Source organism: Hydrocarboniphaga effusa AP103, assembly GCF_000271305.1.
Taxonomy (GTDB): Bacteria; Pseudomonadota; Gammaproteobacteria; order Nevskiales; family Nevskiaceae; genus Hydrocarboniphaga; species Hydrocarboniphaga effusa.
In genome coordinates, this window is record NZ_AKGD01000001.1 from 1,219,428 (window position 1) to 1,242,171 (window position 22,744).

Sequence of the window (22,744 nt, forward strand, 5' to 3'; positions counted from 1 at the left end):
GGCATCCTTGGCCGATGCCGAACCTTTGTCTCGCTATCCTCCGCTGATGCCGACCTCGGGCACCGTCTACATCGTGGACGACGACGAGGCCGTGCGTTCGGCGCTGCGCATGCTGATGGCGTCCTGCGGGCTGCGGGCGCAGGTGTTCGCAAGTCCCAAGGAGTTGCTCGAAGCGGTGCAGCCGGGCTGGATCGGCTGCCTGCTGCTCGACGTGCGCATGCCGGGCATGAGCGGGCTCGACCTGCACGAGCAGTTGATCGCGCGCGGCATCGAGCTGCCGGTCATCCTGCTGACCGGCCACGGCGACGTGCCGATGGCGGTGCGCGCGATGAAACGCGGAGCCTTCGACTTCGTGCAAAAGCCCTTCAACGACCAGATACTGCTCGATCGCATCAACGAGGCGCTCACGCTCGATGCGGACAACCGGGGCCAACGCCGGCAGCTCGCGTTGCTGCGCGAGCGTCACGAGCGCCTGTCCGCGCGCGAACGCGAAGTGCTCGAGCACCTCGTTCAAGGGCGGCTCAACAAGGTCATCGCAGCCGAACTCGGCATCAGCGAGCGCACCGTCGAACTGCACCGGGCGCGCGTGATGGAGAAGATGGAGGCGGCCTCGCTCGCGCAACTCGTCGAATCCGTACTCGAAATGCGGCGCAACTAGTCATCCCATCGGCGGCGGCGCCGATACGTACTTTCCGAAGTCGCGCTGCCTAAGCTCCGAATAGTCCGCCCGCCGCTGCCGACGCAGACTGTGTGCAAGCCCGCCAACGCTTGCCGACCGACATGAGCATGAACTCTTCTGGCCCCACTGCCGCCACTTCTCCCTGCCGCGACTGCGCACGCGGTGCTCATTGCCTCGGTGCCGCCCTCGTCGAGGGCTGCGCGAACCCGCCGACGGTGACGCGAACGGTGATCGACAAGGGCGAACATCTGTTCCGCTCGGGCGACGCCGGCGATTCGCTGTACGTGGTCCGCAGCGGCGCCATCAAGACTTACGTCGATTCGGCCGAAGGCGAAGAGCAGATTCGGAGCTTTGCGCTCGCCAACGACGTCGCCGGACTCGACGCGGTCTGCGGCGGTGTGCACCGCACCGGCGCCAAGGCCATCAGCCGCACCTGGATCTGCCGCCTGCCGCTCAATGCGGTGCGCACGCGCATGGCCGAGTCGGTGCGCTTCCGCGACCGCCTGCTCATTGCGCTGGATCGCGAGTTCTCGCGCCTGCATCGGCTGCTCGACCGCGAGCGCTACACTGCCGATCGGCGCGTCGCCTCGTTCCTGCTCTCGCGCATCGAAGCCGATGCGACCCATTCCGCCGCGATCGAGTTGCCGATGTCGCGCACCGATCTCGCGCGTCACCTCGACCTGGCCACCGAAACGGTCTCGCGCGTGTTCACCCGCCTGCAGGGCCGGGAGATCTTGCGCAGCCGAGGCACGCGCTGCGAAATCCTCAATACCGAGGCGCTGCGCACGGTGGCCTGAAGCTGCGGCCCGCGCTAGGCCGCATCCCGGCGAGCCGCCTGCGGCAGGCCGCGTTCCCTGGCCATCGTCATCGCGGTGTCTTCGATCATGTCCTCCTGCCCGCCGATCATCTTCTTGCGGCCGAGTTCGACGAGGATGTCGCGAGCCGGCACGCCGTACTTCGCTCCGGCACGGTTGGCATGCAGCAGGAAGGTCGAGTAGACCCCCGCGAAACCCAGGGTCAGCGACGCGCGGTCGACACGGACGATGTGCTCCATCATCGGGAAGATGAGCTCTTCGGTCAGGTCCATGAGCTTGAAAAGATCGCAGCCGGTCTCGATGCCCATGCGATCGCAGACCGCGACGAACACTTCGAGCGGCGTATTGCCTGCGCCCGCGCCCAGGCCACCGACCGATGCGTCGATGCGCGTCGCTCCCGCCTCGATCGCCGCGATCGAGTTGGCGATCCCCATGCCGAGATTGTGATGGCCGTGAAAGCCGACTTCGGTTTCCGGTTTCAACGCCTCGCGCAAGGCCCGCACACGGGCCTTCACGTCCGACGGCAGCATGTAGCCCGCCGAGTCGGTGATGTAGACCGTCTGCGCCCCGTAGCTCTCCATGAGCTTGCCCTGCCTGGCGAGGCCTTCGGCATCGTTGAGATGGGCCATCATCAGAAACCCGGTCGTATCGAGGCCGAGCTTGCGCGCGTAGGCGATATGTTGCGGCGAGGTGTCCGCCTCCGTGCAATGGGTGGCCACGTGAACGCTGCGCACGCCGTGCTCATGGGCTTCCTGCAACTCCTTCATCGTGCCCAGGCCCGGGATCAGCAGCACCGATACCTTGGTGAGCTTGAGCCTGGGAATGACCGCGTCCCAATATTCCACGTTGCTGTGCAGGGCAAAACCGTGCTGCAGCGAATTCCCGCCAAGACCGGCACCATGCGAAACCTGGATCAACGGAACACCCGCGTCGTCGAGCGCGCTGGCGACGCTCACCATCTGGTCGATGGTGATCTGCTCGCGCTTGGCATGCATGCCGTCGCGCAGGCTCATGTCGTGCACGGTGATCTTGCGGCCCTTCAGCGAGCCCGCTTCGTCGAGTAAACCGCTCATCACGCAACCTCCCTGATCTTGGAAACTTCGGCGGACAGCCATTGCTCGGCGAACAGCTCGGCCGTGCGTGTCGCGGCGGCGGTCATGATGTCGAGATTGCCCGCGTACTTCGGCAGGTAGTCGCCGAGACCGGCAACTTCCATGAAGGTGGCGACGCGCTTGCCGTCGAACACCGGGCCATTGACGAGCCGATAGCCCGGAACGTACTTCCGAACCTGTTCGATCATCTCGAGGATCGAAGCGGTGATCCTGGCCTGATCGGGCTCTTCGTCGGTCAGACAGTAGATGGTGTTGCGCATGATCATCGGCGGATCGGCCGGATTGATGATCGCGAGCGCCTTGCCACGCGCAGCGCCACCGACCTTGCAGATCGCGTTCGACGTCGTGTACGTGAACTCGTCGAGATTCGCTCGCGTACCGGGGCCGATCGAGCGCGACGACAGGCTCGCGACGATCTCGGCGTAACCCACGCTCTGGATGCGGCTCACCGCATTGACGATCGGAATGGTCGCCTGGCCCGCGCAGGAGATCATGTTGACGTTCATGACGCGCTTTTCGGCAAGCCCGGCGAGATTGACCGGCGGCACGCACAGCGGGCCGATCGCGGCGGGCGTCAGATCGATCATCAGCACGCCGAGCTCGTTGAGCTTGCGCGAGTTCTCGGCATGCACATAGGCCGAGGTCGCATCGAAGGCGACCTGCACGCCGTCGCTCTTCACATGCGGCAGCAGGCCGTCAACACCGTCTGCCGTCGTCTTCAGTCCGAACTCGCGAGCGCGAGCCAGGCCTTCGGACGCCGGATCGATACCAACCATCCAGACCGGCTCGAGCACGCTGCTGCGGCGCAGCTTGTAGATCAGATCGGTGCCGATGTTGCCGGGCCCGATGATCGCGCATTTGATCTTGCTCATGAGGAGATTCCTTCGTCGTTGGTGGTCACCGCGATCTTCTCGGTCGGGCCGGCAGCGGCCGCGCGATCGGCTGCGGTCACGCCGGCGATCGAGAAGTTCTCGGGCGGCAGGTTGTGGATGAGGATGCGCACCTGTTCACGACGCACGCCGAGCACCTCGACGACGGTGTCGGTGACGGCGTTGCAGAGACGGCGCTTCTGCTCGATGGTTCGGCCTTCGAGCAAATGGAATTCGATGATCGGCATGCTGGACCTGTCGGCTGTTCTGATCTGGACGGATGCGCCAGAGGCGCTTGCGCGCGACGCTCAAGCGAAGCGTAGGCTCACGCTTCCCATGTCCTGGAAGCGCGCGACGATGCTGTCGCCCTCCTTCACCGGAATGGCTTCGGTAATGCCTCCGGTCATCACGAAGCTGCCGGCCGCCAGCTCCTCGTCGCGATCGGCGAGATGATCGAGCAGCATCAGAATGGCGTTGGCCGGATGATTGAGCACTGCGGCGCTCGCGCCGGTGGCCTGGATCTCGCCGTTGCGTTCGATCACGACACCGATCGTGCGCAGATCGAGTTCGCGCGGATCGAGCGGACGGCCACCGGTGACGTAGCGTGAGGACGAGCCGTTGTCGGCGATCACGCTGACGAGGTCGAACTTGAACTTCTCGTAGCGCGAATCGATGACTTCGACCGCCGGAATCACGAAGGCCGTCGCATCGATCACCTGCTCGATCGTGCAGTGCTTTCCGCGCAGCGGCTTGTCGAGCACGAAGGCGATCTCGGCCTCGACGCGTGGGTGCACGAGCTCGCGGATGGCGATGGCGCCGTTCTCGGGCCTCGCCATCGCGTTGCTCAGAATGCCGAAGCTCGGCACCTCGACGCCCATCTGCAGCATCTTGGCCTTCGACGTGAGCCCGGCCTTGAGCCCGACCATGCGCTCACCGCGCGCGAGCCAGCGACGGCGCAACTCGTCCTGTACGCGGTACGCGTCCGCGATGCTCATCTGCGGATATTCGTCCGTGAGCTTGGTGATGGTGTGCGCGTGATCCTGCGCCTGCAGAACGCGCGTCGCGAGCCCGGAAATGATGGCGTCGGACAGGCTCATGCTTCCGCTCCCGTGAAGTCGATCGAACAGGAGCCGAGTCCGCCGACGATGCAGTTGAGCGAATCGCCCGCCACGACTGGCACCAGCGTCGATTGCGATCCCGACAGAATGACCTCGCCCGCACGAAACGGAATGCCGAGCGCACCGAGCGTATTCGCGAGCCAGACCACGGCATTCACCGGGCCGCCCTGCACCGCCGCGCCGGCCGCGGTGCTGAACAGCTCGCCATTGCGCTCGAGCACCATGCCGGCGAGATTCAGATCGAGCTTGCTCGGCGAAGCCTTGGTCTTGCCGAGCAGATAGACACCGCAGGACGCGTTGTCCGCCACCGTGTCCTGAATGCGGATCTTCCAGTCGGTGATGCGCGAATCGACGATCTCGAAGCAGGGCGCCACGTAGTCGGTGGCACGCAGCACATCGGTCGCGGTGATGCCCGGGCCGTTCAGATCGCGCTTGAGCACGAAAGCGATCTCGGCTTCCGCGCGCGGCTGGATCAGCCCGGCCAGCGAAACCGCTTCACCTTCCTCGAACGCCATCGCCGAAGTCAGCTGTCCGAAATCGGGCTGATCGACACCGATGAGCTCCTGCACCGCCTTGCTGGTGACGCCGATCTTCTTGCCGACGATGGTCTCGCCGCGTTCGAGACGTCTGGCGATCATCCGCTGCTGGATACGATAGGCGTCTTCGACGGTGAGGCCGGCTTCGCGCGAAGTCAGAGGTGAAACCGTTCGGCGATCGACGAAGGCGTCGAAAAGCTCGTCGCCATAGCGACGGATGAGGTCGGGGTTCAGGGTCATGGCGGTCAAAGCTTCACGCAGATGTTGCGCAGCTCGGTGTAGAACTCCAGCGAGTGCACGCCGCCTTCGCGGCCGATGCCGGATTGCTTGGATCCACCGAACGGCGTGCGCAGATCGCGCAGGAACCAGGAGTTCACCCAGGTGATGCCGACGTCGATGCGGGCCGCGACGCGATGCGCGCGCGACAGATCGCGGGTCCAGATCGCAGTCGACAGACCGTACTGGGTATCGTTGGCCAGGCGCACCGCCTCGTCTTCGCTGTCGAACGGCGTGATGTGGCAGCAGGGCCCGAAGATTTCTTCGCGCACCACCGATGCCGTCTCGGGCAGGCCGGTCCAGATCGTCGGCTGCACCCAGGAGCCTTGCCCGAGGTCGCCGGACATTTCGGGAATGCCGCCCCCGGTGACCACGGTGGCCCCTTCGGCACGCGCTTTCTCGTAGTACGAGAGCACTTTCTGTCGATGCTCCTGGCTGATCAGCGGGCCGAGCGTGGTCGCGCGATCTTCCGGATGCCCGGGCTTCAAGGCTTCCGCGCGTTCCTTCAGCGTCGCAACGAAGCGATCGAAGATGGGGCGCTCGACGTACAGGCGCTCGGTGCCGAGACAGACCTGTCCGCAATTGAGGAAGACCGAACGCATGCTGCCCTCGATCGCCGCGTCGAAATCGCAGTCCGCGAACACCAGGCCGGCGTTCTTTCCGCCGAGTTCGAACGACACGTCGCGAATGCCATCGGCGCCGGCCTTCATGATCGCCGCCCCGGTGCGGGTTTCACCCGTGAAGGTGATCGCCGAAACGCCCGAATGACGCGTGAGGAACTCTCCGGCCGAGTTCGGGCCGAGTCCATGCACGACGTTGTAGACCCCCTTCGGAATGCCGACTGCATTCATCACTTCGCCGAGCAGGGTCGCGGTGCCGGGGGTCTCCTCCGAAGGCTTGACGATGACGGCGTTGCCGCAGGCCAGGGCCGGCGCGACCTTCCAGGTCATCAGCAGCAGCGGCGCGTTCCACGGGCAGATCACGCCGATCACGCCCTTGGGCACGCGAATCGCGTAGTTCAGCGCACCGGCACCATCGGGCGTCGGCGTCTGGAACGATTCGGTGGCGACGTTCTTGACCACGTCGGCGAAGATCTTGAAGTTGGCCGCGCCGCGCGGGATGAAGGCATGCTCCATCATGCTCCTCGGCTGACCGGTGTCGGCCATTTCGGCGGCGACGAAATCGTCGAAGCGGCGCGTGATTTCGTCGGCCACCTTGTACAGCAGCGCGGTGCGCTGCTCGACCGTCATCCTGCTCCACGGCCCCTGCATCGCATCACGGGCCGCGCGCACGGCCGCATCGACTTCGGCCTGGCCACCTTCGTGAATGTGACCCACCAGCGCATTGTCGGTCGGACGGCGCTTCTCAAAGGTCTTGCCACTTTCGCTGGCGATGAACTCGCCGCCGATGAAGTGGCGGAAGTCGCGGACCGCTGTGGACCGTTCACTGCTCATGCTGCATCTCCTGTAATCGCTGCGACGCCGGCCTGCGCACAGGCGACGTCCTGGTCTTCACTTCCGCCGGATACGCCGACCGCACCGATCAGCTCGCCCTCGATGCGTAGCGGCAGGCCGCCTCGAATCAGCGTGAAATCCGGATGCAACATCAATCCTTCGCCCACACGCGGGGCTTCGTGGACCACGATCTGCTCGACGATCTCGGGCTCGGCGCCGAGGCCCGCGGCGCAGCGCGCCTTCTTGCAGGCCATCTCGATCGACATGCCGAAAGAGCCCGGCATGCGCACGAAGCCGGCGAGCCGCCCCGCGCTGTCCACCACGGCAACGTTGATCCGAATGCCGAGCTTCTCCGCATGTGCAACCGTCGCCGCGAGCACGCGCAATGCGGCCCCGTGCGTGATCACCGCTTCCCGCACGAACAGGGGGGCGCTCATCGACCGGCTCCGCGCGAGTCGGGCGCCGAAGCCGAGCGTCCGCCGACGATGGCCGAAACGAGCCGGCCCACTGCACGCAGGCGCAGATCACTGCGCGGATACAAACGACAGGCCAGCGAATACCCGGCGCGCCGGGCGTCGGCGTCGACCTGGGCGCGGCTCATCGCACCGGCTTCCCATTGCCCTTCGACGATCTGAACCCGACAGACTCCGCAGCCTCCGCTGCGACAGCCGACCTGCACGGACCTGCAGCCCGAGGCCAGCATCGCGCTCAACACCGGCTGCTCCCGTTCGCAGGCGAACGTGCTGCCGTCATCGTGCATCGTGACTTTGAAGCGCATCTTCCCGACTCCTCCGTGTGCCGCACGCCTGGACTCGGCGCTATTTCATCTCAAGGTCACAGTACGACCGGCAAGCGATACGGTCTAATACCTTTATCGCCCCATTTCGATACCGCCGGAGTATCATTCGACTTCGCACTGCAGGAGCCGGCGATGAACCTCAACGCGATCGAAATCCGTCACCTGCGTTACTTCGTGGTGATCGCCGAAAGCCGCAGTTTTCGCGCGGCTTCCGAGCGCCTGCACATCTCGCAGCCGCCGCTGACACGGCAGGTGCAGCAGCTCGAAGAGCTGCTCGGCACGCAGCTGTTCGTCCGCCAGCCACGCGGGATCGATCTGACGCCCGCGGGCCGCCTCTTCTACGAGGACGCGCGCAACATTCTCACGCTCACCGAGCAAGCCCTCGACCGCATGCGGCTCGCCGGCCTCGGCGAACTCGGGCGCCTGGATGTCGGCGTGTTCGGCTCGGCCGCGCTGGACGTGGTGCCGCGCATCATCCAGAGCTTTCGCAAGCAGTACCCGCAGGTGCAGATCGTGCTGCACAACCTCGATCGTGCCGGGCAGATCAAGGCACTGCAGGAGCGCAGGCTCACGGTCGGCTTCAATCGCTTCTTCGGCGAGGAGATCGATCTCGAATGGGAGTCGATCCTGACCGAGCGCCTGCACGTCGCGGTGCTGGCCACGCATCCGTTCGCCGAACGCAGCAGCGTGGCCTTCGGCGAATTGCAGGGCCAGCCGCTGGTGCTGTATCCGCGCAATCCGCGCGGCGGCTTCATCGATCAGCTGCAGCGCATGTTCTTCGATCATGAGCTCACCCCGACCATCGTGCAGGAGGTCGACGACGTGGTGACCGCCGTCGCCCTGGTTTCCGCAGGCGCCGGGATCAGCATCGTCGTCGACTCGGCCTGCAACCTGAGTCTGCCCGGCGTGGTCTACGTTCCGCTGCGCGAGAAGGATCGCGCGAACATCGAACTCTGCATGATCCGTCGCTCCGACGACGAATCGCCGCTGCTGCAGGCTTTTCTCGCCGTGGCGAGGAATCACAAGCGCTCGCAGAAGCGCTGAGCGCGCCTCAGATGTTGCGGAACAGCGGGCTCCTGGCCTGCTGCGCATCGGCGGCCGAGATGAACTTCTCGTTGTAGATATCGCGTTCATAGAGCCGGCCCTGCATGAGGGTGGTGATGCAGGCGTCGATCATCAACGGAGGGCCGCACAGGTAAGCCTTCTGGCCGCGGAAATCGCCGTCGAAACACGCTCGCGCCGCCTCGTGCACGAAGCCGCGAAAGCCGTCCCAATCGCTGTCTTCGGGCTCGTGCGACAGCGCCGGAACGTAGCGGAAATTCGGATGCCGCCCGGCCAGCTCCAGAAACTGCTCGTGGTAGTACAGCTCGTTGCGAGAGCGTTGACCGTAGACCAGCGTGATCGGCTGCGTAACCCCGCCTTCGAGCAGGTCGACGATCATGCTGCGCGGGCTCGATAGCCCGGAGCCCCCGGCCATGAACAGCATCGGCTGTTCGGCCGACTTGCGTACGAAGAAGCGACCGTAAGGTCCGGCCAGCGTCAGCCTGCAGCCGGCCGTCAGCGACTCGTGGATCCAGCCGGTGCCCGCTCCGCCCGGGACGATGCGGATGTTGAGTTCGACCTCGTTGCCCGACGACGGCGGATTGGCGAGCGAGAACGCCCGCGTGATGGTTCCGCCCGGCAGCGGAATGCTCAGGTTCACATACTGGCCCGCCTGAAAATGCATCGGCTCTTCGAGGCGGATGAACACCGCCTTGATCGTCGGTGTCAGCGATTCGACACGCGTCACGGTGCCTCCGAAGTCGCGCACCGGAATCACTTCGGCATCGGGCTCCTCGTCGATGTCGGCCTCGATGACGATATCCGACTGCGGTCTGGCGCAGCACGCCAGCGTCTTGCCTTCGTCACGCTCGAAATCCATCAGCGCGAACGGAGACGCGTCGCCGTGATCGACATCGCCTTCGCGCACCTGCACCTTGCAGGTCGCACAAAGGCCATGGCAGCAGGCATGCGGCAACCAGATGCCGGCACGCAGGGCCGCGTCGAGAATGGTCTGGTCGTCCTCGATCTCGAGCGTCTGCCCGAGCGGCTCTATCGTCAGTTGATAGCTCATCTTCAGCCGGCCCCGTTGTGACCGTCGAGGCCCGGCGTCCGAAAGCGAATCTGCTCCTTGTGCCGCAGACCGTGCTCGGCGAGCGAGCGCTCGGGCTCGGGCACGAACGCACCCTTGGCCGTCGACCACTGCACCGTGCTCCAGTCGATCTTCGCGAAATCCGGATGCGCGCCGTAGATGCCCGGCAGCACCTTCTCGATCAGGGCACCGAACGGCAGTTGCGGCGGCACCGGAATGCACACCGGAAAGCCGAACATGATGTGCTTGTCCCAGCTGATGTTGAGCAACTGCTGGCCGTGGAAATTCTCTACCCCGTCCTTGTATTCGCCGTGGTAACCCGGCTTGATCGCCTTGACTGGCATCGTCTTCTCCTGATCTGGGCCGATGTTCTTAAGTGGTCTTGCGGACGGCGCCGGTGATCGCGCCTTCGTGCAGGTTCGCCGGGCGAGCGGTCCATTCCTCCCAGCGCCTGGCATCGACGTGATCGCGAATCAAACCACCGTCGACACCGGGCTTGATGCCCATGTACTCGAGCGCAGCGGCCATCGGATTGAAATCCGGCGACGTCGGATCGACACCTTCCTTGAAGCAGTTGCCCTGGTAGATCTGATGCACCGGGAGCCAGGCATGCACGTATTTCTCGGGCTCGTCGTGAAAGATGTCGCTGCAGCCGTCCGAACAGAAGTGGAAGATCTCGCCCTGATACTCGCCCTGCCGATGCACGAACTCGCTCGCATCGTCCGGCTCGGTGTACAGGCAAGGCCATTGGCAGACCTGGCAGAGCTTCGGCAGCGTGTTGCTGCGAAACGGCGTGCCCTTGTCTTCGAGCTCGCGCCAGTACTCGAAGCGCGGACGATAGTAACGGTCGAACGTGTCCGGATACTTCTCCGAGAACCAGTCCATCTCCTCTTTCGACGGCAGCCAGACCGGGAAGCCGAGCGCGTCACGGACCGTATAGAACACGCTCCACATTTCGTGGCTGACGCGACTCTTTTCCTTGACCGTGACCTCGGCATACTTCGGCGGCCTGATGCCGTAGCGTGCAAGGTCGGCAAACAGGGCTCCACCATTTTCCTCGTAGTAGATCGTCCAGGCTTCGGACCAGGACATCACGCGCTTGGGCAGCATGTAGTCCATCATCGTCGCGAGCAGCGCCAGCAAGCGGTAGCCGCGCCAGAACCACTTGTCGATCCATTTCTGCACGAGCGGCACGTTGGCCGGGTCCTGTTCGAGCAGGAACTTGATCACCTCGATGCCGAGCGTCATGTGCCGCGCTTCGTCGGACTGAGCCGAGAAGCCGAACGATACCGTCGACATGTCACCGTTGAACGCAGCCCCGGACATCCACGGCATGAAGGCCAGATTGGTCAGCACGTACTCGAACGCGAAGCTGATGGCGACGATGAATTCGAACGGACCGCTGGAGACCGCGTCTTCGAAGAACGATTTCGGGATCGACAGATACCAGGCCCGATCGAACTGCTGCGGGAAGTCGGCCATCCCTTCGAAGTAGCGGTTGTAGTGGCTGATCGCGTGAATCTGCGTGGTCGCATGCCGCAGTTCGTCGATCGCCTGCATCTGCGCCGCGATGCGCGGTCCCACGCCCGGGAACTCGCGCCCGAGAATGTTGAAGCCGCGATGCGAGGCGTATTCGAGCCCGACGATGCCGTTCAGGAACACCTTGAGCGCCTGCACGTAGCGCGCGTCGGTCACGTTGAACTGGCCGTTGTTCTGCTGAAAGGCGTCGATGATCGCGTAGAGCTTGCGCTCCTTTTCGCCCTGGTACTTCCAGTAGGCATCCATCGTCAGCCGGAACGGGTCTTCCCACTTGTCCCAGTCGTGAATCCTGATGCCTTCGAAATCGACGTTGCGGAAGATGTCTTCTTTCTTCTGATAGCTAGGCTCCCAACCCAGGCCACGCGTCAGCAGTGCGTAGTTCTCTTTGAGGTTGAGCTTCTTGGCGGGCTTGCGGTCACCGTCGGCGGCCATGATGGTTCTCCTGTTCTGTGCGTTTGAGGGAACGACCGCTCAGGCGGTCTTCCACTCGAGAATGAATTCGTCTTCGGACTCGTCGACCTCGCCCGCGAGCGAGATCAGATTGATCTGCATCTCGCGCAGATCGAAGCTGCGCCCCATACGCTCCTCGATCGATTCGCGACGAATCACGAGGCGCCCGGGACAGTCGATCTTGACCATCGCCGGGTATTCGTTGACCTGTGCGTTCGGGTTGTCCTCGCGTATCGCCTCGATGATCGCGAGCGTGTCGTTGTTGGCCTGCAGGGCGATGAAGACCGGCTGTGTGGATCGGGTCATGGCCAGACTCAGACCGTCAGGCCGAGCTTGGTCGCGCGCGCATCGAGCTGCGCGAGCACCGTCGACAGCGCTTCGTCCGCCGCATCGCCGAGCAGCGACTGCGACAAGGGCTTCACGGCGTCCGCCATGCGATCCCGCCACTGGCGGAACCACTGGCTGATGAGATCGCGATTCTCCGGGCTTTCGGCCGCTGCGGTCTTGATCGTGGCGTCGACCCACTTCGCGGTTTCCTCATACCAGCGCAGCAGGTAATCGGTCAGCGCGGACAAGGCCGATCCGCTGCGCGCGGCGATCCGCTTGTCGAACTGCTGATAGAAAAGCGGATAGACGACGCCGTCGGCCGCGAGATTCTGCGCCACCAGCACTTCGAACCAGTCGCGCGTGACGAACAGCGCCTCGACCTGGGCACGCAACCCCTGCCAGAGCGGATCGTGCATCCACAGCGAGCGTCCGCGGCTCAGCGAATCGCCGGAATTGCCGTCGAGCAGCAGGCCGATGCGCGACAGATGCTGGGCCATGCCGAGCCGATCGGTGGTGACCATGATCGCCGCCTGGGTGATGGCCGTGCCGTACCCGTAGGCCGCCACATGGCAATTGCTCATGTTCGCCCCCCACTCGTAGTGTCGCAGCGGAACCAGCGCGAACACGATGGACTCGCGAAGGTCTTCGGGCAGCAAACGCAGCAGCTCGCGCTTCTCCGCGAAATCGAGCTGGCGATCGAGCGCGTCCTGCTGCTTGGCGCGCGTCGTCGTGTAACTGCCGTAATAGAACTGCCGCGGGTCCTTGAGCGCATACCAGTCGCGCATCGCAACTGCGGTGCGACGGCGATCGTAGATTTCGCCGTCCGGATCCCACAGCGGCTTGTAGTGCAGGTTCACCTCGGGCTGCACGTCGTAGGCAATCTCCTGGTAGCGCGTCGCCGGCTTGTCGCCGAAGCGACGGGCCAGATGCGCGAACGTGTTGCGGACCGGCTTGACGCCATTGGTCCTGATCTCGACCGCCATGCAAGTTCTCCTCTTGAAGATGAAGTTCTGTTCGGGAAGCGCTATTCGGTAAGTCCGGGCCTGCCGTAACGCCATTTGGCTTGCTCGAGTTCGACTGCGAGCGCCTGCTCTGGCGTGAGTTCGATACAGCGGTTGGTGGCGCAGAATTCGGCGAAGTCGGCTTCGCTGAGCACGAGCTCGACCATCAGATCGGCCGAGCCGATGCCGAACGAAAATTCGACGTATCCATGCTCGTTGGTCCGCTGACGCCTGACGAAACGTACGTTCGTGTCGACTTCGCCGAACAGGGCCTTGCTTGGGCTTGGATTCATCGGAAACGCCGCTCCTCACGACCAACTCGCAGACTGGGCCGCTGATGCGCGGCTCGCTTTTTCGCGGGTCTACATGGCAGCAGACATGCCAGGCTCGAACACCCGGCTTCGACACACACGCATCGGATTGAGCACGCTAGGATTTATCGATCTTGCAGCGCGTATCTCATGTGCTCGTTCCGTCACGGCCGATGGTGCGATCGATCAACTGATCAAATTCCGCGTCGGTCCCGGCTGACTGGGTTGCATGAAATGCTTGCGCTGCATCGCAACAGGCTTTCAGGCGGGCGGACGCCGGGTGCTTGCTTTATGCTCCGGCGCAGGAGACAGGTGCATTCCATGGCCCAAACGAAAAAAGAACCCGCTCAGGCGTCGGACAAGTCCACCGGCGCGATGCCGGACAACACGGATCTGGTTTCACGCATCCATTTTTCACCTGACGACGGCCACATCTGGCTGGACGATCAGCGCATGCTGCTGTGGCACGCCTCCGGCTTCGGCGTCCTGCGCCACGAGCTGATCGAGAGCCTCGGCACCGAGCGAGCGCGCGGCCTGCTCTCGCGCATGGGTTACAACTCCGGAACGCATGACGCCGAGCTCGCGCGGCGCCTGCGCAAGGGCTCGGAGCCGGTCGATACGGTGCTCGTCGGCCCGCAGCTGCACATGCTGGAAGGCATCGGCACGGTCACGCCGGTCCGCACGCACGTCGACGAGGAGAACGGCCAGTTTTACGGCGAGTATCTCTGGCACGGCTCGGCCGAAGCCGAGGAGCACATTCGTCTCTACGGGCTCGAAGCCGAACCCGTCTGCTGGATGCAGATCGGCTACGCATCGGGCTTCACGAGCCGTTACATGGGCCGGCCGATTCTGTTCAAGGAAGTGCAGTGCAAGGCGCAGGGCGCGGACTGCTGCCGCATCGTCGGCAAGCCGGCCGAGGAATGGTCGGATGCGGAAACCGAACTCAATTCATTGCGTGCGGACCAGCTGACCGACGGCGTCGCGGCAAGCAGCGCGCCGCTGCTCGGCAGCGACGACGTCGTCGGCGTATCGGCCGGATTCAACTCGGTCTGCCATAAGCTGCGGCGCGTCGCCAACACCCAGGCCACCGTGCTGTTTCTCGGTGAAAGCGGCGTCGGCAAGGAAGTGCTCGCGCGCAGCCTGCATCGCATCAGCAAGCGGTCCGAAGGGCCTTTCGTCGCCATCAACTGCGCCGCGATTCCCGAGAGCCTGATCGAATCCGAACTGTTCGGCGTCGAACGCGGCGCGTTCACGGGCGCCTCGCACAGCCGGCCGGGACGCTTCGAGCGCGCCTCGGGCGGGACCCTGTTTCTCGACGAAATCGGCATTCTGAGTGCCACCTCGCAAGGCAAGCTGCTGCGGGCCTTGCAAGAGCGCGAGATCGAACGAGTGGGCGGGCATCGCACGATCAAGGTCGACGTCCGCGTGGTCGCCGCAACCAATCTCGATCTTCAGGAAGAAGTACGCGCCGGACGCTTCCGCGCCGACCTGTTCTTTCGCCTCAACGTGTTCCCGATCATGGTGCCGCCGCTGCGCGAGCGTCTGGAAGACATCCCGGTCTTCATGAATCACTTTCTGCGCAAGTTCTGCGCCCTGCACGAACGCAAGGTGCTCGGGTTTACCGCACGCGCGATCGACGCGATGCTGAGCTACGACTGGCCCGGCAATATTCGCGAGCTCGAGAACGTGGTCGAGCGCGGGGTGATCATGGCGCCGGACGATGGCGCGATCGATTCGGTGCATTTGTTCGGCGGCGGAGAGCGCGTGGAGCAACGCTATCTGGCCGTCGGAGCCGGCGGCGCATTGGGCCGCATGCCGACGACGGCGGGCGCCGCACCGGCGGCCGAAGCCGATGCGAGCCGCGTGCATCGCAAGGTGACCCAGCTGCTCGCCGGCATCGTCGACGATCGCGATACCACGACGCTCGACGATATCGAGGAAGCCCTGATCGACAAGGCCCTGCAGCTCTCGGGCGGCAATCTGTCCGCCGCCGCACGCACACTTGGCATGACGCGCCCGCAGCTGGCCTATCGCCAGAAGGTGCGCAGAGGCGAGGGCTCAGACGGCGGCGTTTGAAGCGTCGGCGCGGCGTGCGGCGACTTCGGCCGCGCGCAGCACCGATGCCGGCACGCCGCCGATCGCCCAGTTCTCGGGCGAAATGGGCCAGCAGCCACCACGCACGCGCTCGCGCCTGACGCCGAGGATGTCGACGATCAGATCGGTGAATCCGACGAGCAAGTGCTGCCGCTCCTCGACCGAACGCCCTTCGAGCACCAGGAAGTGGAAGTACGGCGCATCGTCCGCACCCGCCTGCACCGATACGCCGCCGACGGCGATGCGCCTGGCCGCGTAAGCCTCGATGAACACGCGCACGCGCTCGATCGGGCTTTTCAGGCTTTGGGCATAGAAGCGGCTCGTCGCGGCCAGCAGGCGCTCGCATTGCTCATCGCTGTAGCGACCGTCGGCCAGATGAATCGTGAGGATGGGCATTGGCGCTCTCCGATCTCAGGGCAGGCCCCTGCGCCGCCCAGCGTCCATGAACAAGGTGCTGCCCGCAAACGCGTCGGCCTCTTCGGCCAGCAGCAGCTCGACCGCCCATGCGATCTGCTCGACCGAGGTGAATGCCCCGATCGCGGATTCGCGCTTCATCTCGGCGTAGATCGAATCGACGCCAGCCCCGGCCAGCGCCGCCCGGGATTCGGCGACCCGACGCAAGCGCTCGGTATCCGCAGGCCCCGGCGCAATCAGATGCGCGGTGATGCCGCGCTCCCCGTAGGCCCACGACAACTGGCGCATCAGATTGGCGAGCGCCGCATTGGCGACACCCGCGGTGGCCGCATAAGCCGTCGGCTCGAAGCCGTAGTGACCGCCGATCGCGACGAGCCTCGAATGGCGCGCCAGCCGACGATCGACCGAACGCACCAGCCGCAGCATGCCGCCCACCTTGATGTTCACCGCATCGATGACGGCTTGGGTCGGAGCATCGCGAACGCCGCCTGCGGTCGCGACACCAGGACCGTGCACGACCATGCGGACGGGCCGGTCGAGATGCGCGGCTATCGCCTCGATGGCGCTGTCCGTGGCGATGTCCGCCGCGCAGGCGACGGTTCCGGGAGCTTCGGCGACGAGCGAGGCGAGCGAGTTCTCCGAACGAGCAACCGCAACGACCTTGAGCCCACGCTGCGCCAGACGGCGCACAATGACCTGCCCCATCGCGCCGGTGCTGCCGACGACGACGGCGATTTCCGCTGCGTTCACGAGCGCGCCTCAGGTCAGCACGGTCAGGAAGCTTTCGCGCACGATGTTGTCCTGCGCGAAAGTCGCGCCGCCGAGATCGGTCGTGTCCCAGATGATCGTCGGCGTATCCGGATAGTGCACGTAGCCTTCGGCGAACACTTCGTTGCGGTTTCCCGACGGATCGAAGAAGTAAATCGTCGCACCGCGCGTCACACCGTGACGGTTCGGACCGACGTCGACCGGAATGCGGTACTTGCCGATCTTGTCCGCCGCCTTGATGACGTCGTGCGCGGATTCGAGCAGGAACGAGACGTGATGGAAGCGATTCGGCTCGGGCTGCAGCACGAAGGCGATGTCGTGCGGCTTGGTCGAGCAGGTCAGGAACACCGCGAGCGAGATTCCGCTTTCATGATCGATGATGCGTTCGGACAAGTCGAAGTCGAAGACCTTGGTGAACAGCTCGACGTTCTGGTCGATGTTGGTTCCGCCGAGCAGCGCATGATCGAGGCGGTTGATGTTGAAGCCGCGAATCACGCCTTCGTCCGGAGTCGTGCCCGGATTCAGCTGGCCCAGCGTGTTGCCGATCTGCTCCTTTTCCGCGTAGAGCTGCATGGTGTGGCCGCTCGCCAGCGTGAACTCGATGCGACGCCCGCTCTTGGGGTAGAAGCCCGCCTCGATGCGGCGGACATCGAGCCCGAAGTCGCGAACCTTGGATTCGAGTTCGGTCAGCGTGCGATCGTCGTAGACCTTCATCGCCACGTAGTCGAGGCCGGGGGCATCGGCTTCGCGCAGGACCAGGCAGTGATGATCGTGCTCATCCCAGGCCTTGTAATAGACTTGGCCTTTGTCGTCCTGCATGACTTCGTGCAGGCCCATGCGCTCGCCGTAATGCAGCCGCGCAGCCTTCATGTCCATCACCCGGATCGCGACTTCAGCCATCCGCAATACGCCACGCATCGCCATTGTTTCTTCCTCCAGTCAGGGCTCTTCGAAGAGCCGTCGTTGTGATCCGATGAACCGCTCGGTGAACGCCATCAAGCAGCGCTCATGCCATCGGTTCCATTGCCGGATTACCCTCTTCATCCAGTTGATCCAGAAGCGTTTTTCGGACCGCTTCATCGAAACTCGAAATGCTGCGCCGCGGCATCTCGACCAATTGATCGAATCGCTTCGCGGATCGCCGGGTCGCGGATCGATCAATTGATGATCCGCCCGCCTCCGGCAACGAAGCTGCCGGCGCCTTCCAGGGCAGCTTCATCGCGCCGGGCCGGCTTGAGCAGGAAGTGGCCCAATGCCGGCAGCAGGATCAGCGCACCGAGCATGTTCCAGACGAACATGAAGGCGAGCAGGATGCCCATGTCGGCCTGGAACTTGATCGGCGACCAGGCCCAGGTGGCGACGGCGATCCCGAGCGTGATGCCCGTCAGCACGACGACACGGCCGGTGAACTGCAAGGCCTCGTAATAGGCTTGCGACAAACTCAGGCCCCTGCGCAGGCCGGCCAGCGTCACGGTCAGCACGTAGAGCGCGTAGTCGACGCCGATGCCGACGCCTAGTGCGATGACCGGCAACGTCGCCACCTTCACGCCGATGTTCAAGCCGACCATCAGTGCCTCGCAGAGCACCGAGGTCAGCATGAGGGGCAGCACCGCGCAGAGCACCGCACGCCAGGAACGGAAAGTGACGAAAGCGAGCACGATGACGGCGACGTAGACCAGCGCGAGCATCTGCAGATTGGCCCGGCGCACGACGATATTGGTCGCCGCTTCGATGCCCGCGTTGCCCGCCGCCGGCAGGAACCGCACGGTTTCGCTGTTCTGCTCCTGCGCGAATTTCGCGACCGTCGAGACGACGCTGTCGAGCGTGTCGGCCTTGTGATCCCGCAGGTAGGCGTAGACCGTCAGCAGATCGCAGTTCTGGTTGAACAGCTCGCGCGGCGCCCGCGTGACGACCGCGTTGAGCATGTCCTGGCTGCGTGGGATCTCGTACCACTTGAGGCTGCCTTCGTTGAGGCCCGCCGAAGCGCGCTTGCTGAGCGCCGCGAGCGACTGGGTCCCTTCGACGCCGGGCAACTGCTGCAGGCGGTACTCGAGTGCGTCGACCTGCGTCAGCGTGCCATAGAGCGCGCATTCGAACTGCGGGGTCGTCACCATGGTGACGAAGGTATCGCTGCTCGCCGCGTAGTTCTGCGCGATGAAGGCATTGTCGAGGTTGTAGCGCGAATCGGCGCGCAGTTCCGGCGCTCCGGCGCTGGTGTCGCCGATCTTCAGGTGCGTGCTGACCGCAAAGCCGGCGCCCCCGAGCAACAGCGAGGCGAAGATCGCGATCGAAGCCCATTTGCGTGTGGTGAAACGATCGAGAAACGCCCAGAAGCGATGCTTGGCCTGATCCGAAACACCGGCCTCCGATCGCAGGCTGCGCGCGGCTGCGGTGTCGCTGACTCCCGTGTACGACAGCAGGATCGGCAGCAGCACCAGGTTGGTGAAGATCAGCAGCGCAACGCCGATGCTGGCGGTGATCGCCAGATCCTGAATCACTTCGATCTTGATGATCATGAGCACGCCGAATCCGACGGCGTCCGCGAGCAGCGCGGTCAGGCCGGCGACGAACAGGCGGCGGAAGGTATAGCGCGCCGCGACCAGCCGGTGGGTGCCGCGGCCGATGTCCTGCATGATGCCGTTCATCTTCTGCGCGCCATGGCTCATGCCGATCGCGAAGACCAGGAACGGCACCAGCATCGAATACGGATCGAGCTCGAAGCCGAGCATCGGCAGCAAGCCGAGCAGCCAGACCACCGCGATCATCGAGCACAGCATGACCAGCGCGGTGCTGCGTGCGCAGCGGGTGTAGCCGTACAGCACCGCAGTGCAGACCGCCACCGCGAAGGCGAAGAACAGCAGCACCTGGCGCATGCCGTCGATCAGATCGCCGACCACCTTGGCGAAGCCGTTGACGTGGATGCGAACGTGTTCGGACTGGTACTTGTCACGCAGGGCTTCGACGCGCTGGGCCAGCTTGGCGTAGTCGATGCTTTCGCCGGTTTCGGCGATCATGTCCTGCAAGGGAACGAGCACGACGCTCGATCGATAATTCGGCGCCACCAGCAGGCCGATCTCCCCGGAGCGCTCGGTGTTGATGCGCACCTGTTCGATCGCCTGCGGCGAGCCGTCGTAGTCGTCCGGCACCACCGGTCCGCCGTCGAGTCCGTCCTCGGTCACGCCGGTCCAGCGCACGGCCGGGCTCCACAGGCTCTTCATGTACGGCCGATCGACTTCCGGATACAGGAAGACTTCGTCGTTGATCTTGCGCAGCACATCGAGATAACCGGCATCGAAGATCGTGCCGTCGGTAGTCTCGACCGCGATGCGCAGGGTGTTGCCGAGCCCGCCCAGCTGGCTCTTGTGCGCGAGATAGTTCTGGATGAAGGGATGCGAAGTCGGCAGCATCTTCTCGTAGGCCGCATTGAGTCGCAGGCCGAACGAAAAGTAGGCGAGCACTACGGTGACGATCGCGCAGATCAGCAGAATCGGCAGCCGATGATTGAACAGCGCGCGCTCGGCGACCGAGCCCGATTGCGCATCGAAATCTTCGAGCCTGCGAATCACCGGCTCGGTTGCAGCGGAATGATGGTTCATGGCGTCGAGGCGGTTTCGAGAATCGGGGGCGCGATGCGCGTCAGTCCGCGGATGCCGGCCAGCACGAGGCCACCGTCCGCCGCGACGGCGACGCTCGTGAACGAAAACGATTGCGGCGTCTTCAGCGCCTGGAACACGGCTCCGCCTGCAGCGCGCCGAAGCACTCGTCCGGCTTCGTCGACGAGAACCAGCGAGCGGTCCGGCAAGCTCGCGGATGCGGTCACCGTGATCGGCTGGCCGAGGTCGAGTGCCTGCCACGATGCACCAGTGTCGCTCGATTGCAGCGCGTTTCCGCGCAGGCCATAAGCGATCAGTCCGGCATCGGCCTGTGTGGCGACGCCGAAGTAAGTGCCGCGATACGGAGTCGCCAGCGCTTGAAAATGGTCGCCCTCGTCGCTCGATTCGAACAGGGCACCCTGCTCTCCCGCGATGTAGAGCCGGTCCGCGGCGGCGTACAGGCGATACAGATGCTTGCCGCGTGGATTGTCGAGCGCATCGCGACGCGACTGCCAATGCCGGCCGGCATCGCGCGTCTCGAAGATCGCACCGTAAGCTCCGATCACGAAGCCGTGTTCGGGCGTGAGGAAGCCCACGTCGAGCAAGGGGTTGTCGAGTGCCGCATCGAGCGCCTGGGTGGCGTCGCGCAAGCGTCTCTGCGCCGCAGGATCGGCGGACGCGGCGGCCTTGGCCGCCGCGAGTTCCAAGGCTGCGGTGTCCTTGCCGTCGAGCACGCGCGACCAGCTTTCGCCGCCATCGTCGCTGCGCAGGATCAGCCCTGCGTGCCCGACGGCCCAACCGGTTTCCGGCGTCGGGAACGACAGCGCCGTCAGCGTGACGCTCGCCGGGACGCGGGCCTGACGCCATGAAGCGCCATTGTCGTCGGACAGCAGCACGATGCCGCGCTCACCCGCGGCCACCAACCGGCCGCCGGCGCGTGTCACCGCGAGCAGCACACCGGTTTCGGGGTGTCGCGCCATCTCGGCTGGTCGACCCAGAGGGTCGGTCGTCGTCGCTGCGGTCGCGATCGCGGCGGGCGCTATCGCAGCCAACAGTAGAGCCACAGGTCGCAGCAGGAGATGGCGCCTCATGGCCCCGGCCTCAGCGCGCCGCTTCGTCGGCGACCGCGTCGCCGGTGAAGTAGGTTTCCGGCTTGCGCGGCACGATGCGGTAATACTCTTCGTTGAGCGCCTGCACCGTGCTGTAGGTGTTGGCCTGCAGGTTGAAGATGGTCGCGGGCTTGACGAGCACGCCCGGCAAGGACGGCATTACGAACGGCGTCATCTGCGTCGTGCGCCAGAGCTTGCCTTCGGCATCGTAGCCGTCCATCAGCAACAGCACCCAGCTGTCTTCATCGAAGTAGAAGCGGCGCTTGGGTACCGCATGACGCTTGCCCGAGGCGACGGTGGCTTCGACCACCCAGACACGGTGCAGCTCCCAGCGCAGCTTGTCCGGATTCAGGTGGAACTTCGAGTAAGCCTCGTCGACCTTTGCCGTGACGAGTGCGTTGGTGTTGTACGGAACGTACAGCTCCTTCTTTCCGATCAGCTTCCAGTCGTAGCGATCGACCGCGCCGAGAAAGCCCTGCACTTCGTCGAAGTAGTTCGCGCCCGAGGCGACGAAGTCCGGCGTGTCGTAGGCCACCGTCGGAGCGCGACGGACACGGCGCTGGCCGACCAGATACTGCCAGGCCTGGCGATAGCTCTTGGGATTGATGCTGTCGCGAATCACCAGCGATTCTCCTGCCTTGAACGGCGGCGCGGTGGTGCTGAAGCGCTGGATGAAGTACTCGCCCGACCAGGATTCCGGCGAACCGTCCTTGTAGTAGTACGGATACTGGAACGATTCGTCGTTGCGCGTCGCCAGCGTGCGCTGACCATCCGCCGTGCCGACCAGATTCTTGAAGCCGAGCTCGGTCGATTCGGCTTCGAGGCGCAACTGGTAATTCCAGATGACTTCGGAGCCGTCCTTCGGAATCGGAAACGGAATGCCGCCGTAGCAGTTCTGCACCGAGGCTCCGCCGGCCACCGTCTGGCAGCGCGTCGCGTTTTTATAGGTGTTGTCATAGACGTACTGCGGAGCCGCAGCCGTACGGTGCGTCGGGTAGACGTCCACGCGGAAGCTGTCCGGGTACTTCTTCAGCAGGGCCTGCGTTCCGTCGCTGAGCCGGTCCGCATGGCTCGGGAAATTCTTCGCGTCGATCTTCAGCAAGGGCTTTTCGTCGGCGAAGATCGTGGTCGGAACGTCGCCCATCTTCGCGCCGCCCAGCGCCGATGTCTGGCCGCCCTTCCACTCGGGAATCGAGCCGTCTTTGTTACCGGCTTTCTCGCCGCCCAGCGGCGTCAGCGTAGCTTTCAGTGCCTCGGCTTCCTGAGCACTGACCGCCGCGTGGCCCGACTGGGCCGAGAACAGCGAGCAGGCCATGACCGCCAGCGGCGCAAGTTTGGTGGATTTCATT

General features: G+C 64.5%; 25 protein-coding genes. 5 read left to right on the forward strand and 20 right to left on the reverse strand.

The genetic code is table 11. From position 1 onward, the window contains the following. Positions 1–25 precede the first annotated feature (25 nt). Positions 26–658 (forward strand): response regulator transcription factor, encoded by a 633-nt coding sequence (locus WQQ_RS05335; RefSeq protein WP_237715014.1) that lies wholly within the window; start codon positions 26–28, stop codon positions 656–658. Positions 659–786: 128 nt separating this feature from the next. Further along, positions 787–1,476: a Crp/Fnr family transcriptional regulator gene (locus WQQ_RS05340; protein WP_192812948.1), complete on the forward strand. Its 690-nt coding sequence runs from the start codon at positions 787–789 to the stop codon at positions 1,474–1,476. Between the two features lie 14 nt (positions 1,477–1,490). Here the strand turns inward: WQQ_RS05340 and dmpG are convergent, their stop codons facing one another. Genes dmpG through WQQ_RS05380 form a run of 8 tightly spaced genes read right to left on the reverse strand, consistent with a single transcriptional unit; the run spans position 1,491 to position 7,637 of the window. After that, positions 1,491–2,567, reverse strand: a complete 1,077-nt coding sequence (dmpG, locus tag WQQ_RS05345; protein WP_007184062.1) for a 4-hydroxy-2-oxovalerate aldolase — start codon at positions 2,565–2,567, stop codon at positions 1,491–1,493. Continuing rightward, positions 2,567–3,478, reverse strand: coding sequence for an acetaldehyde dehydrogenase (acetylating) (locus WQQ_RS05350; protein WP_007184063.1), 912 nt, complete (start codon positions 3,476–3,478; stop codon positions 2,567–2,569). The genes dmpG and WQQ_RS05350 overlap by 1 nt, the downstream gene beginning before the upstream one ends. After that, positions 3,475–3,723 (reverse strand): tautomerase family protein, encoded by a 249-nt coding sequence (locus WQQ_RS05355; RefSeq protein ID WP_007184064.1) that lies wholly within the window; start codon positions 3,721–3,723, stop codon positions 3,475–3,477. Before WQQ_RS05355 ends, WQQ_RS05350 begins: the two co-directional genes overlap by 4 nt. Positions 3,724–3,783: 60 nt before the next feature. Beyond that, positions 3,784–4,572: a 2-oxo-3-hexenedioate decarboxylase gene (dmpH, locus tag WQQ_RS05360; protein WP_007184065.1), complete on the reverse strand. Its 789-nt coding sequence runs from the start codon at positions 4,570–4,572 to the stop codon at positions 3,784–3,786. Continuing rightward, positions 4,569–5,363, reverse strand: a complete 795-nt coding sequence (gene dmpE, locus WQQ_RS05365; protein WP_040453600.1) for a 2-oxopent-4-enoate hydratase — start codon at positions 5,361–5,363, stop codon at positions 4,569–4,571. The genes dmpH and dmpE overlap by 4 nt, the downstream gene beginning before the upstream one ends. An 11-nt stretch (positions 5,364–5,374) precedes the next feature. Continuing rightward, complete coding sequence (locus tag WQQ_RS05370) at positions 5,375–6,859, reverse strand: 2-hydroxymuconic semialdehyde dehydrogenase (RefSeq protein WP_007184067.1); 1,485 nt, start codon at positions 6,857–6,859, stop codon at positions 5,375–5,377. Continuing rightward, complete coding sequence (locus WQQ_RS05375; RefSeq protein ID WP_007184068.1) at positions 6,856–7,296, reverse strand: GlcG/HbpS family heme-binding protein; 441 nt, start codon at positions 7,294–7,296, stop codon at positions 6,856–6,858. The genes WQQ_RS05370 and WQQ_RS05375 overlap by 4 nt, the downstream gene beginning before the upstream one ends. Then, entirely contained in the window at positions 7,293–7,637 is a 345-nt protein-coding gene (locus WQQ_RS05380; protein ID WP_007184069.1) for a 2Fe-2S iron-sulfur cluster-binding protein, read from the reverse strand. Before WQQ_RS05380 ends, WQQ_RS05375 begins: the two co-directional genes overlap by 4 nt. Before the next feature lie 153 nt (positions 7,638–7,790). On the opposite strand from WQQ_RS05380, the gene WQQ_RS05385 reads away from it, so the two are divergent. Then, positions 7,791–8,702 (forward strand): LysR family transcriptional regulator, encoded by a 912-nt coding sequence (locus WQQ_RS05385; RefSeq protein WP_007184070.1) that lies wholly within the window; start codon positions 7,791–7,793, stop codon positions 8,700–8,702. Positions 8,703–8,709: 7 nt separating this feature from the next. On the opposite strand, the gene WQQ_RS05390 is transcribed toward WQQ_RS05385, so the two are convergent. Genes WQQ_RS05390 through WQQ_RS05415 form a run of 6 tightly spaced genes read right to left on the reverse strand, consistent with a single transcriptional unit; the run spans position 8,710 to position 13,399 of the window. Beyond that, entirely contained in the window at positions 8,710–9,771 is a 1,062-nt protein-coding gene (locus WQQ_RS05390) for an NADH:ubiquinone reductase (Na(+)-transporting) subunit F (RefSeq protein WP_007184071.1), read from the reverse strand. A gap of 2 nt (positions 9,772–9,773) precedes the next feature. Next, a complete protein-coding gene (locus tag WQQ_RS05395; RefSeq protein WP_007184072.1) occupies positions 9,774–10,133 on the reverse strand; it encodes a phenol hydroxylase subunit P4 in 360 nt (119 codons plus the stop codon). Between the two features lie 28 nt (positions 10,134–10,161). Next, a complete protein-coding gene (locus WQQ_RS05400; protein ID WP_007184073.1) occupies positions 10,162–11,760 on the reverse strand; it encodes a YHS domain-containing protein in 1,599 nt (532 codons plus the stop codon). Positions 11,761–11,799: 39 nt separating this feature from the next. Continuing rightward, a complete protein-coding gene (locus tag WQQ_RS05405; protein WP_007184074.1) occupies positions 11,800–12,084 on the reverse strand; it encodes an MmoB/DmpM family protein in 285 nt (94 codons plus the stop codon). Positions 12,085–12,092: 8 nt separating this feature from the next. Beyond that, positions 12,093–13,088 (reverse strand): aromatic/alkene monooxygenase hydroxylase subunit beta, encoded by a 996-nt coding sequence (locus WQQ_RS05410; RefSeq protein ID WP_007184075.1) that lies wholly within the window; start codon positions 13,086–13,088, stop codon positions 12,093–12,095. A gap of 41 nt (positions 13,089–13,129) precedes the next feature. Next, the gene (locus tag WQQ_RS05415) at positions 13,130–13,399 is read right to left on the reverse strand and encodes a phenol hydroxylase subunit (RefSeq protein WP_007184076.1); all 270 of its coding nucleotides are present in this window, start codon (positions 13,397–13,399) and stop codon (positions 13,130–13,132) included. A 339-nt stretch (positions 13,400–13,738) separates the two neighbouring features. Here WQQ_RS05415 and WQQ_RS05420 point away from each other — a divergent pair, with 339 nt between their 5' ends. Next, a complete protein-coding gene (locus WQQ_RS05420) occupies positions 13,739–15,493 on the forward strand; it encodes a sigma-54-dependent Fis family transcriptional regulator (RefSeq protein WP_007184077.1) in 1,755 nt (584 codons plus the stop codon). Here the strand turns inward: WQQ_RS05420 and WQQ_RS05425 are convergent. The 3 genes from WQQ_RS05425 to WQQ_RS05435 are packed head-to-tail and all read right to left on the reverse strand — an operon-like array spanning position 15,476 to position 17,617. Then, positions 15,476–15,907, reverse strand: coding sequence for a tautomerase family protein (locus WQQ_RS05425; protein ID WP_007184078.1), 432 nt, complete (start codon positions 15,905–15,907; stop codon positions 15,476–15,478). The two genes, WQQ_RS05420 and WQQ_RS05425, sit on opposite strands and share 18 nt — an antisense overlap. A 15-nt stretch (positions 15,908–15,922) precedes the next feature. Beyond that, the gene (locus tag WQQ_RS05430; RefSeq protein WP_007184079.1) at positions 15,923–16,675 is read right to left on the reverse strand and encodes an SDR family NAD(P)-dependent oxidoreductase; all 753 of its coding nucleotides are present in this window, start codon (positions 16,673–16,675) and stop codon (positions 15,923–15,925) included. A gap of 9 nt (positions 16,676–16,684) precedes the next feature. Next, positions 16,685–17,617: a catechol 2,3-dioxygenase gene (locus WQQ_RS05435; protein WP_007184080.1), complete on the reverse strand. Its 933-nt coding sequence runs from the start codon at positions 17,615–17,617 to the stop codon at positions 16,685–16,687. Here WQQ_RS05435 and WQQ_RS24610 point away from each other — a divergent pair. Then, positions 17,562–17,858 (forward strand): hypothetical protein, encoded by a 297-nt coding sequence (locus WQQ_RS24610; RefSeq protein WP_192812972.1) that lies wholly within the window; start codon positions 17,562–17,564, stop codon positions 17,856–17,858. The two genes, WQQ_RS05435 and WQQ_RS24610, sit on opposite strands and share 56 nt — an antisense overlap. Here WQQ_RS24610 and WQQ_RS05445 read toward each other — a convergent pair. The 3 genes from WQQ_RS05445 to WQQ_RS05455 all read right to left on the reverse strand — a co-directional run bounded on the left by WQQ_RS05445 (position 17,851) and on the right by WQQ_RS05455 (position 22,743). Further along, complete coding sequence (locus tag WQQ_RS05445) at positions 17,851–20,289, reverse strand: efflux RND transporter permease subunit (protein ID WP_007184082.1); 2,439 nt, start codon at positions 20,287–20,289, stop codon at positions 17,851–17,853. The genes WQQ_RS24610 and WQQ_RS05445 overlap by 8 nt on opposite strands. Next, positions 20,286–21,266: a WD40/YVTN/BNR-like repeat-containing protein gene (locus WQQ_RS05450; protein WP_157534518.1), complete on the reverse strand. Its 981-nt coding sequence runs from the start codon at positions 21,264–21,266 to the stop codon at positions 20,286–20,288. The genes WQQ_RS05445 and WQQ_RS05450 overlap by 4 nt, the downstream gene beginning before the upstream one ends. A 121-nt stretch (positions 21,267–21,387) precedes the next feature. Beyond that, the gene (locus WQQ_RS05455) at positions 21,388–22,743 is read right to left on the reverse strand and encodes a DUF1329 domain-containing protein (RefSeq protein ID WP_007184084.1); all 1,356 of its coding nucleotides are present in this window, start codon (positions 22,741–22,743) and stop codon (positions 21,388–21,390) included. Position 22,744: the final 1 nt, after the last annotated feature.

Excerpts from the sequence above, each read along its gene's own strand:
- WQQ_RS05340 (WP_192812948.1), top strand. The coding sequence starts at position 787 with ATGAACTCTTCTGGCCCCACTGCCGCCACTTCTCCCTGCCGCGACTGC.
- dmpG (WP_007184062.1), bottom strand. The coding sequence starts at position 2,567 with ATGAGCGGTTTACTCGACGAAGCGGGCTCGCTGAAGGGCCGCAAGATC.
- WQQ_RS05350 (WP_007184063.1), bottom strand. The coding sequence starts at position 3,478 with ATGAGCAAGATCAAATGCGCGATCATCGGGCCCGGCAACATCGGCACC.
- WQQ_RS05355 (WP_007184064.1), bottom strand. The coding sequence starts at position 3,723 with ATGCCGATCATCGAATTCCATTTGCTCGAAGGCCGAACCATCGAGCAG.
- dmpH (WP_007184065.1), bottom strand. The coding sequence starts at position 4,572 with ATGAGCCTGTCCGACGCCATCATTTCCGGGCTCGCGACGCGCGTTCTG.
- WQQ_RS05370 (WP_007184067.1), bottom strand. The coding sequence starts at position 6,859 with ATGAGCAGTGAACGGTCCACAGCGGTCCGCGACTTCCGCCACTTCATC.
- WQQ_RS05375 (WP_007184068.1), bottom strand. The coding sequence starts at position 7,296 with ATGAGCGCCCCCCTGTTCGTGCGGGAAGCGGTGATCACGCACGGGGCC.
- WQQ_RS05380 (WP_007184069.1), bottom strand. The coding sequence starts at position 7,637 with ATGCGCTTCAAAGTCACGATGCACGATGACGGCAGCACGTTCGCCTGC.
- WQQ_RS05385 (WP_007184070.1), top strand. The coding sequence starts at position 7,791 with ATGAACCTCAACGCGATCGAAATCCGTCACCTGCGTTACTTCGTGGTG.
- WQQ_RS05390 (WP_007184071.1), bottom strand. The coding sequence starts at position 9,771 with ATGAGCTATCAACTGACGATAGAGCCGCTCGGGCAGACGCTCGAGATC.
- WQQ_RS05395 (WP_007184072.1), bottom strand. The coding sequence starts at position 10,133 with ATGCCAGTCAAGGCGATCAAGCCGGGTTACCACGGCGAATACAAGGAC.
- WQQ_RS05400 (WP_007184073.1), bottom strand. The coding sequence starts at position 11,760 with ATGGCCGCCGACGGTGACCGCAAGCCCGCCAAGAAGCTCAACCTCAAA.
- WQQ_RS05405 (WP_007184074.1), bottom strand. The coding sequence starts at position 12,084 with ATGACCCGATCCACACAGCCGGTCTTCATCGCCCTGCAGGCCAACAAC.
- WQQ_RS05410 (WP_007184075.1), bottom strand. The coding sequence starts at position 13,088 with ATGGCGGTCGAGATCAGGACCAATGGCGTCAAGCCGGTCCGCAACACG.
- WQQ_RS05415 (WP_007184076.1), bottom strand. The coding sequence starts at position 13,399 with ATGAATCCAAGCCCAAGCAAGGCCCTGTTCGGCGAAGTCGACACGAAC.
- WQQ_RS05420 (WP_007184077.1), top strand. The coding sequence starts at position 13,739 with ATGGCCCAAACGAAAAAAGAACCCGCTCAGGCGTCGGACAAGTCCACC.
- WQQ_RS05425 (WP_007184078.1), bottom strand. The coding sequence starts at position 15,907 with ATGCCCATCCTCACGATTCATCTGGCCGACGGTCGCTACAGCGATGAG.
- WQQ_RS24610 (WP_192812972.1), top strand. The coding sequence starts at position 17,562 with ATGTCCATCACCCGGATCGCGACTTCAGCCATCCGCAATACGCCACGC.
- WQQ_RS05435 (WP_007184080.1), bottom strand. The coding sequence starts at position 17,617 with ATGGCGATGCGTGGCGTATTGCGGATGGCTGAAGTCGCGATCCGGGTG.
- WQQ_RS05445 (WP_007184082.1), bottom strand. The coding sequence starts at position 20,289 with ATGAACCATCATTCCGCTGCAACCGAGCCGGTGATTCGCAGGCTCGAA.
- WQQ_RS05450 (WP_157534518.1), bottom strand. The coding sequence starts at position 21,266 with ATGGCGCGACACCCCGAAACCGGTGTGCTGCTCGCGGTGACACGCGCC.
- WQQ_RS05455 (WP_007184084.1), bottom strand. The coding sequence starts at position 22,743 with ATGAAATCCACCAAACTTGCGCCGCTGGCGGTCATGGCCTGCTCGCTG.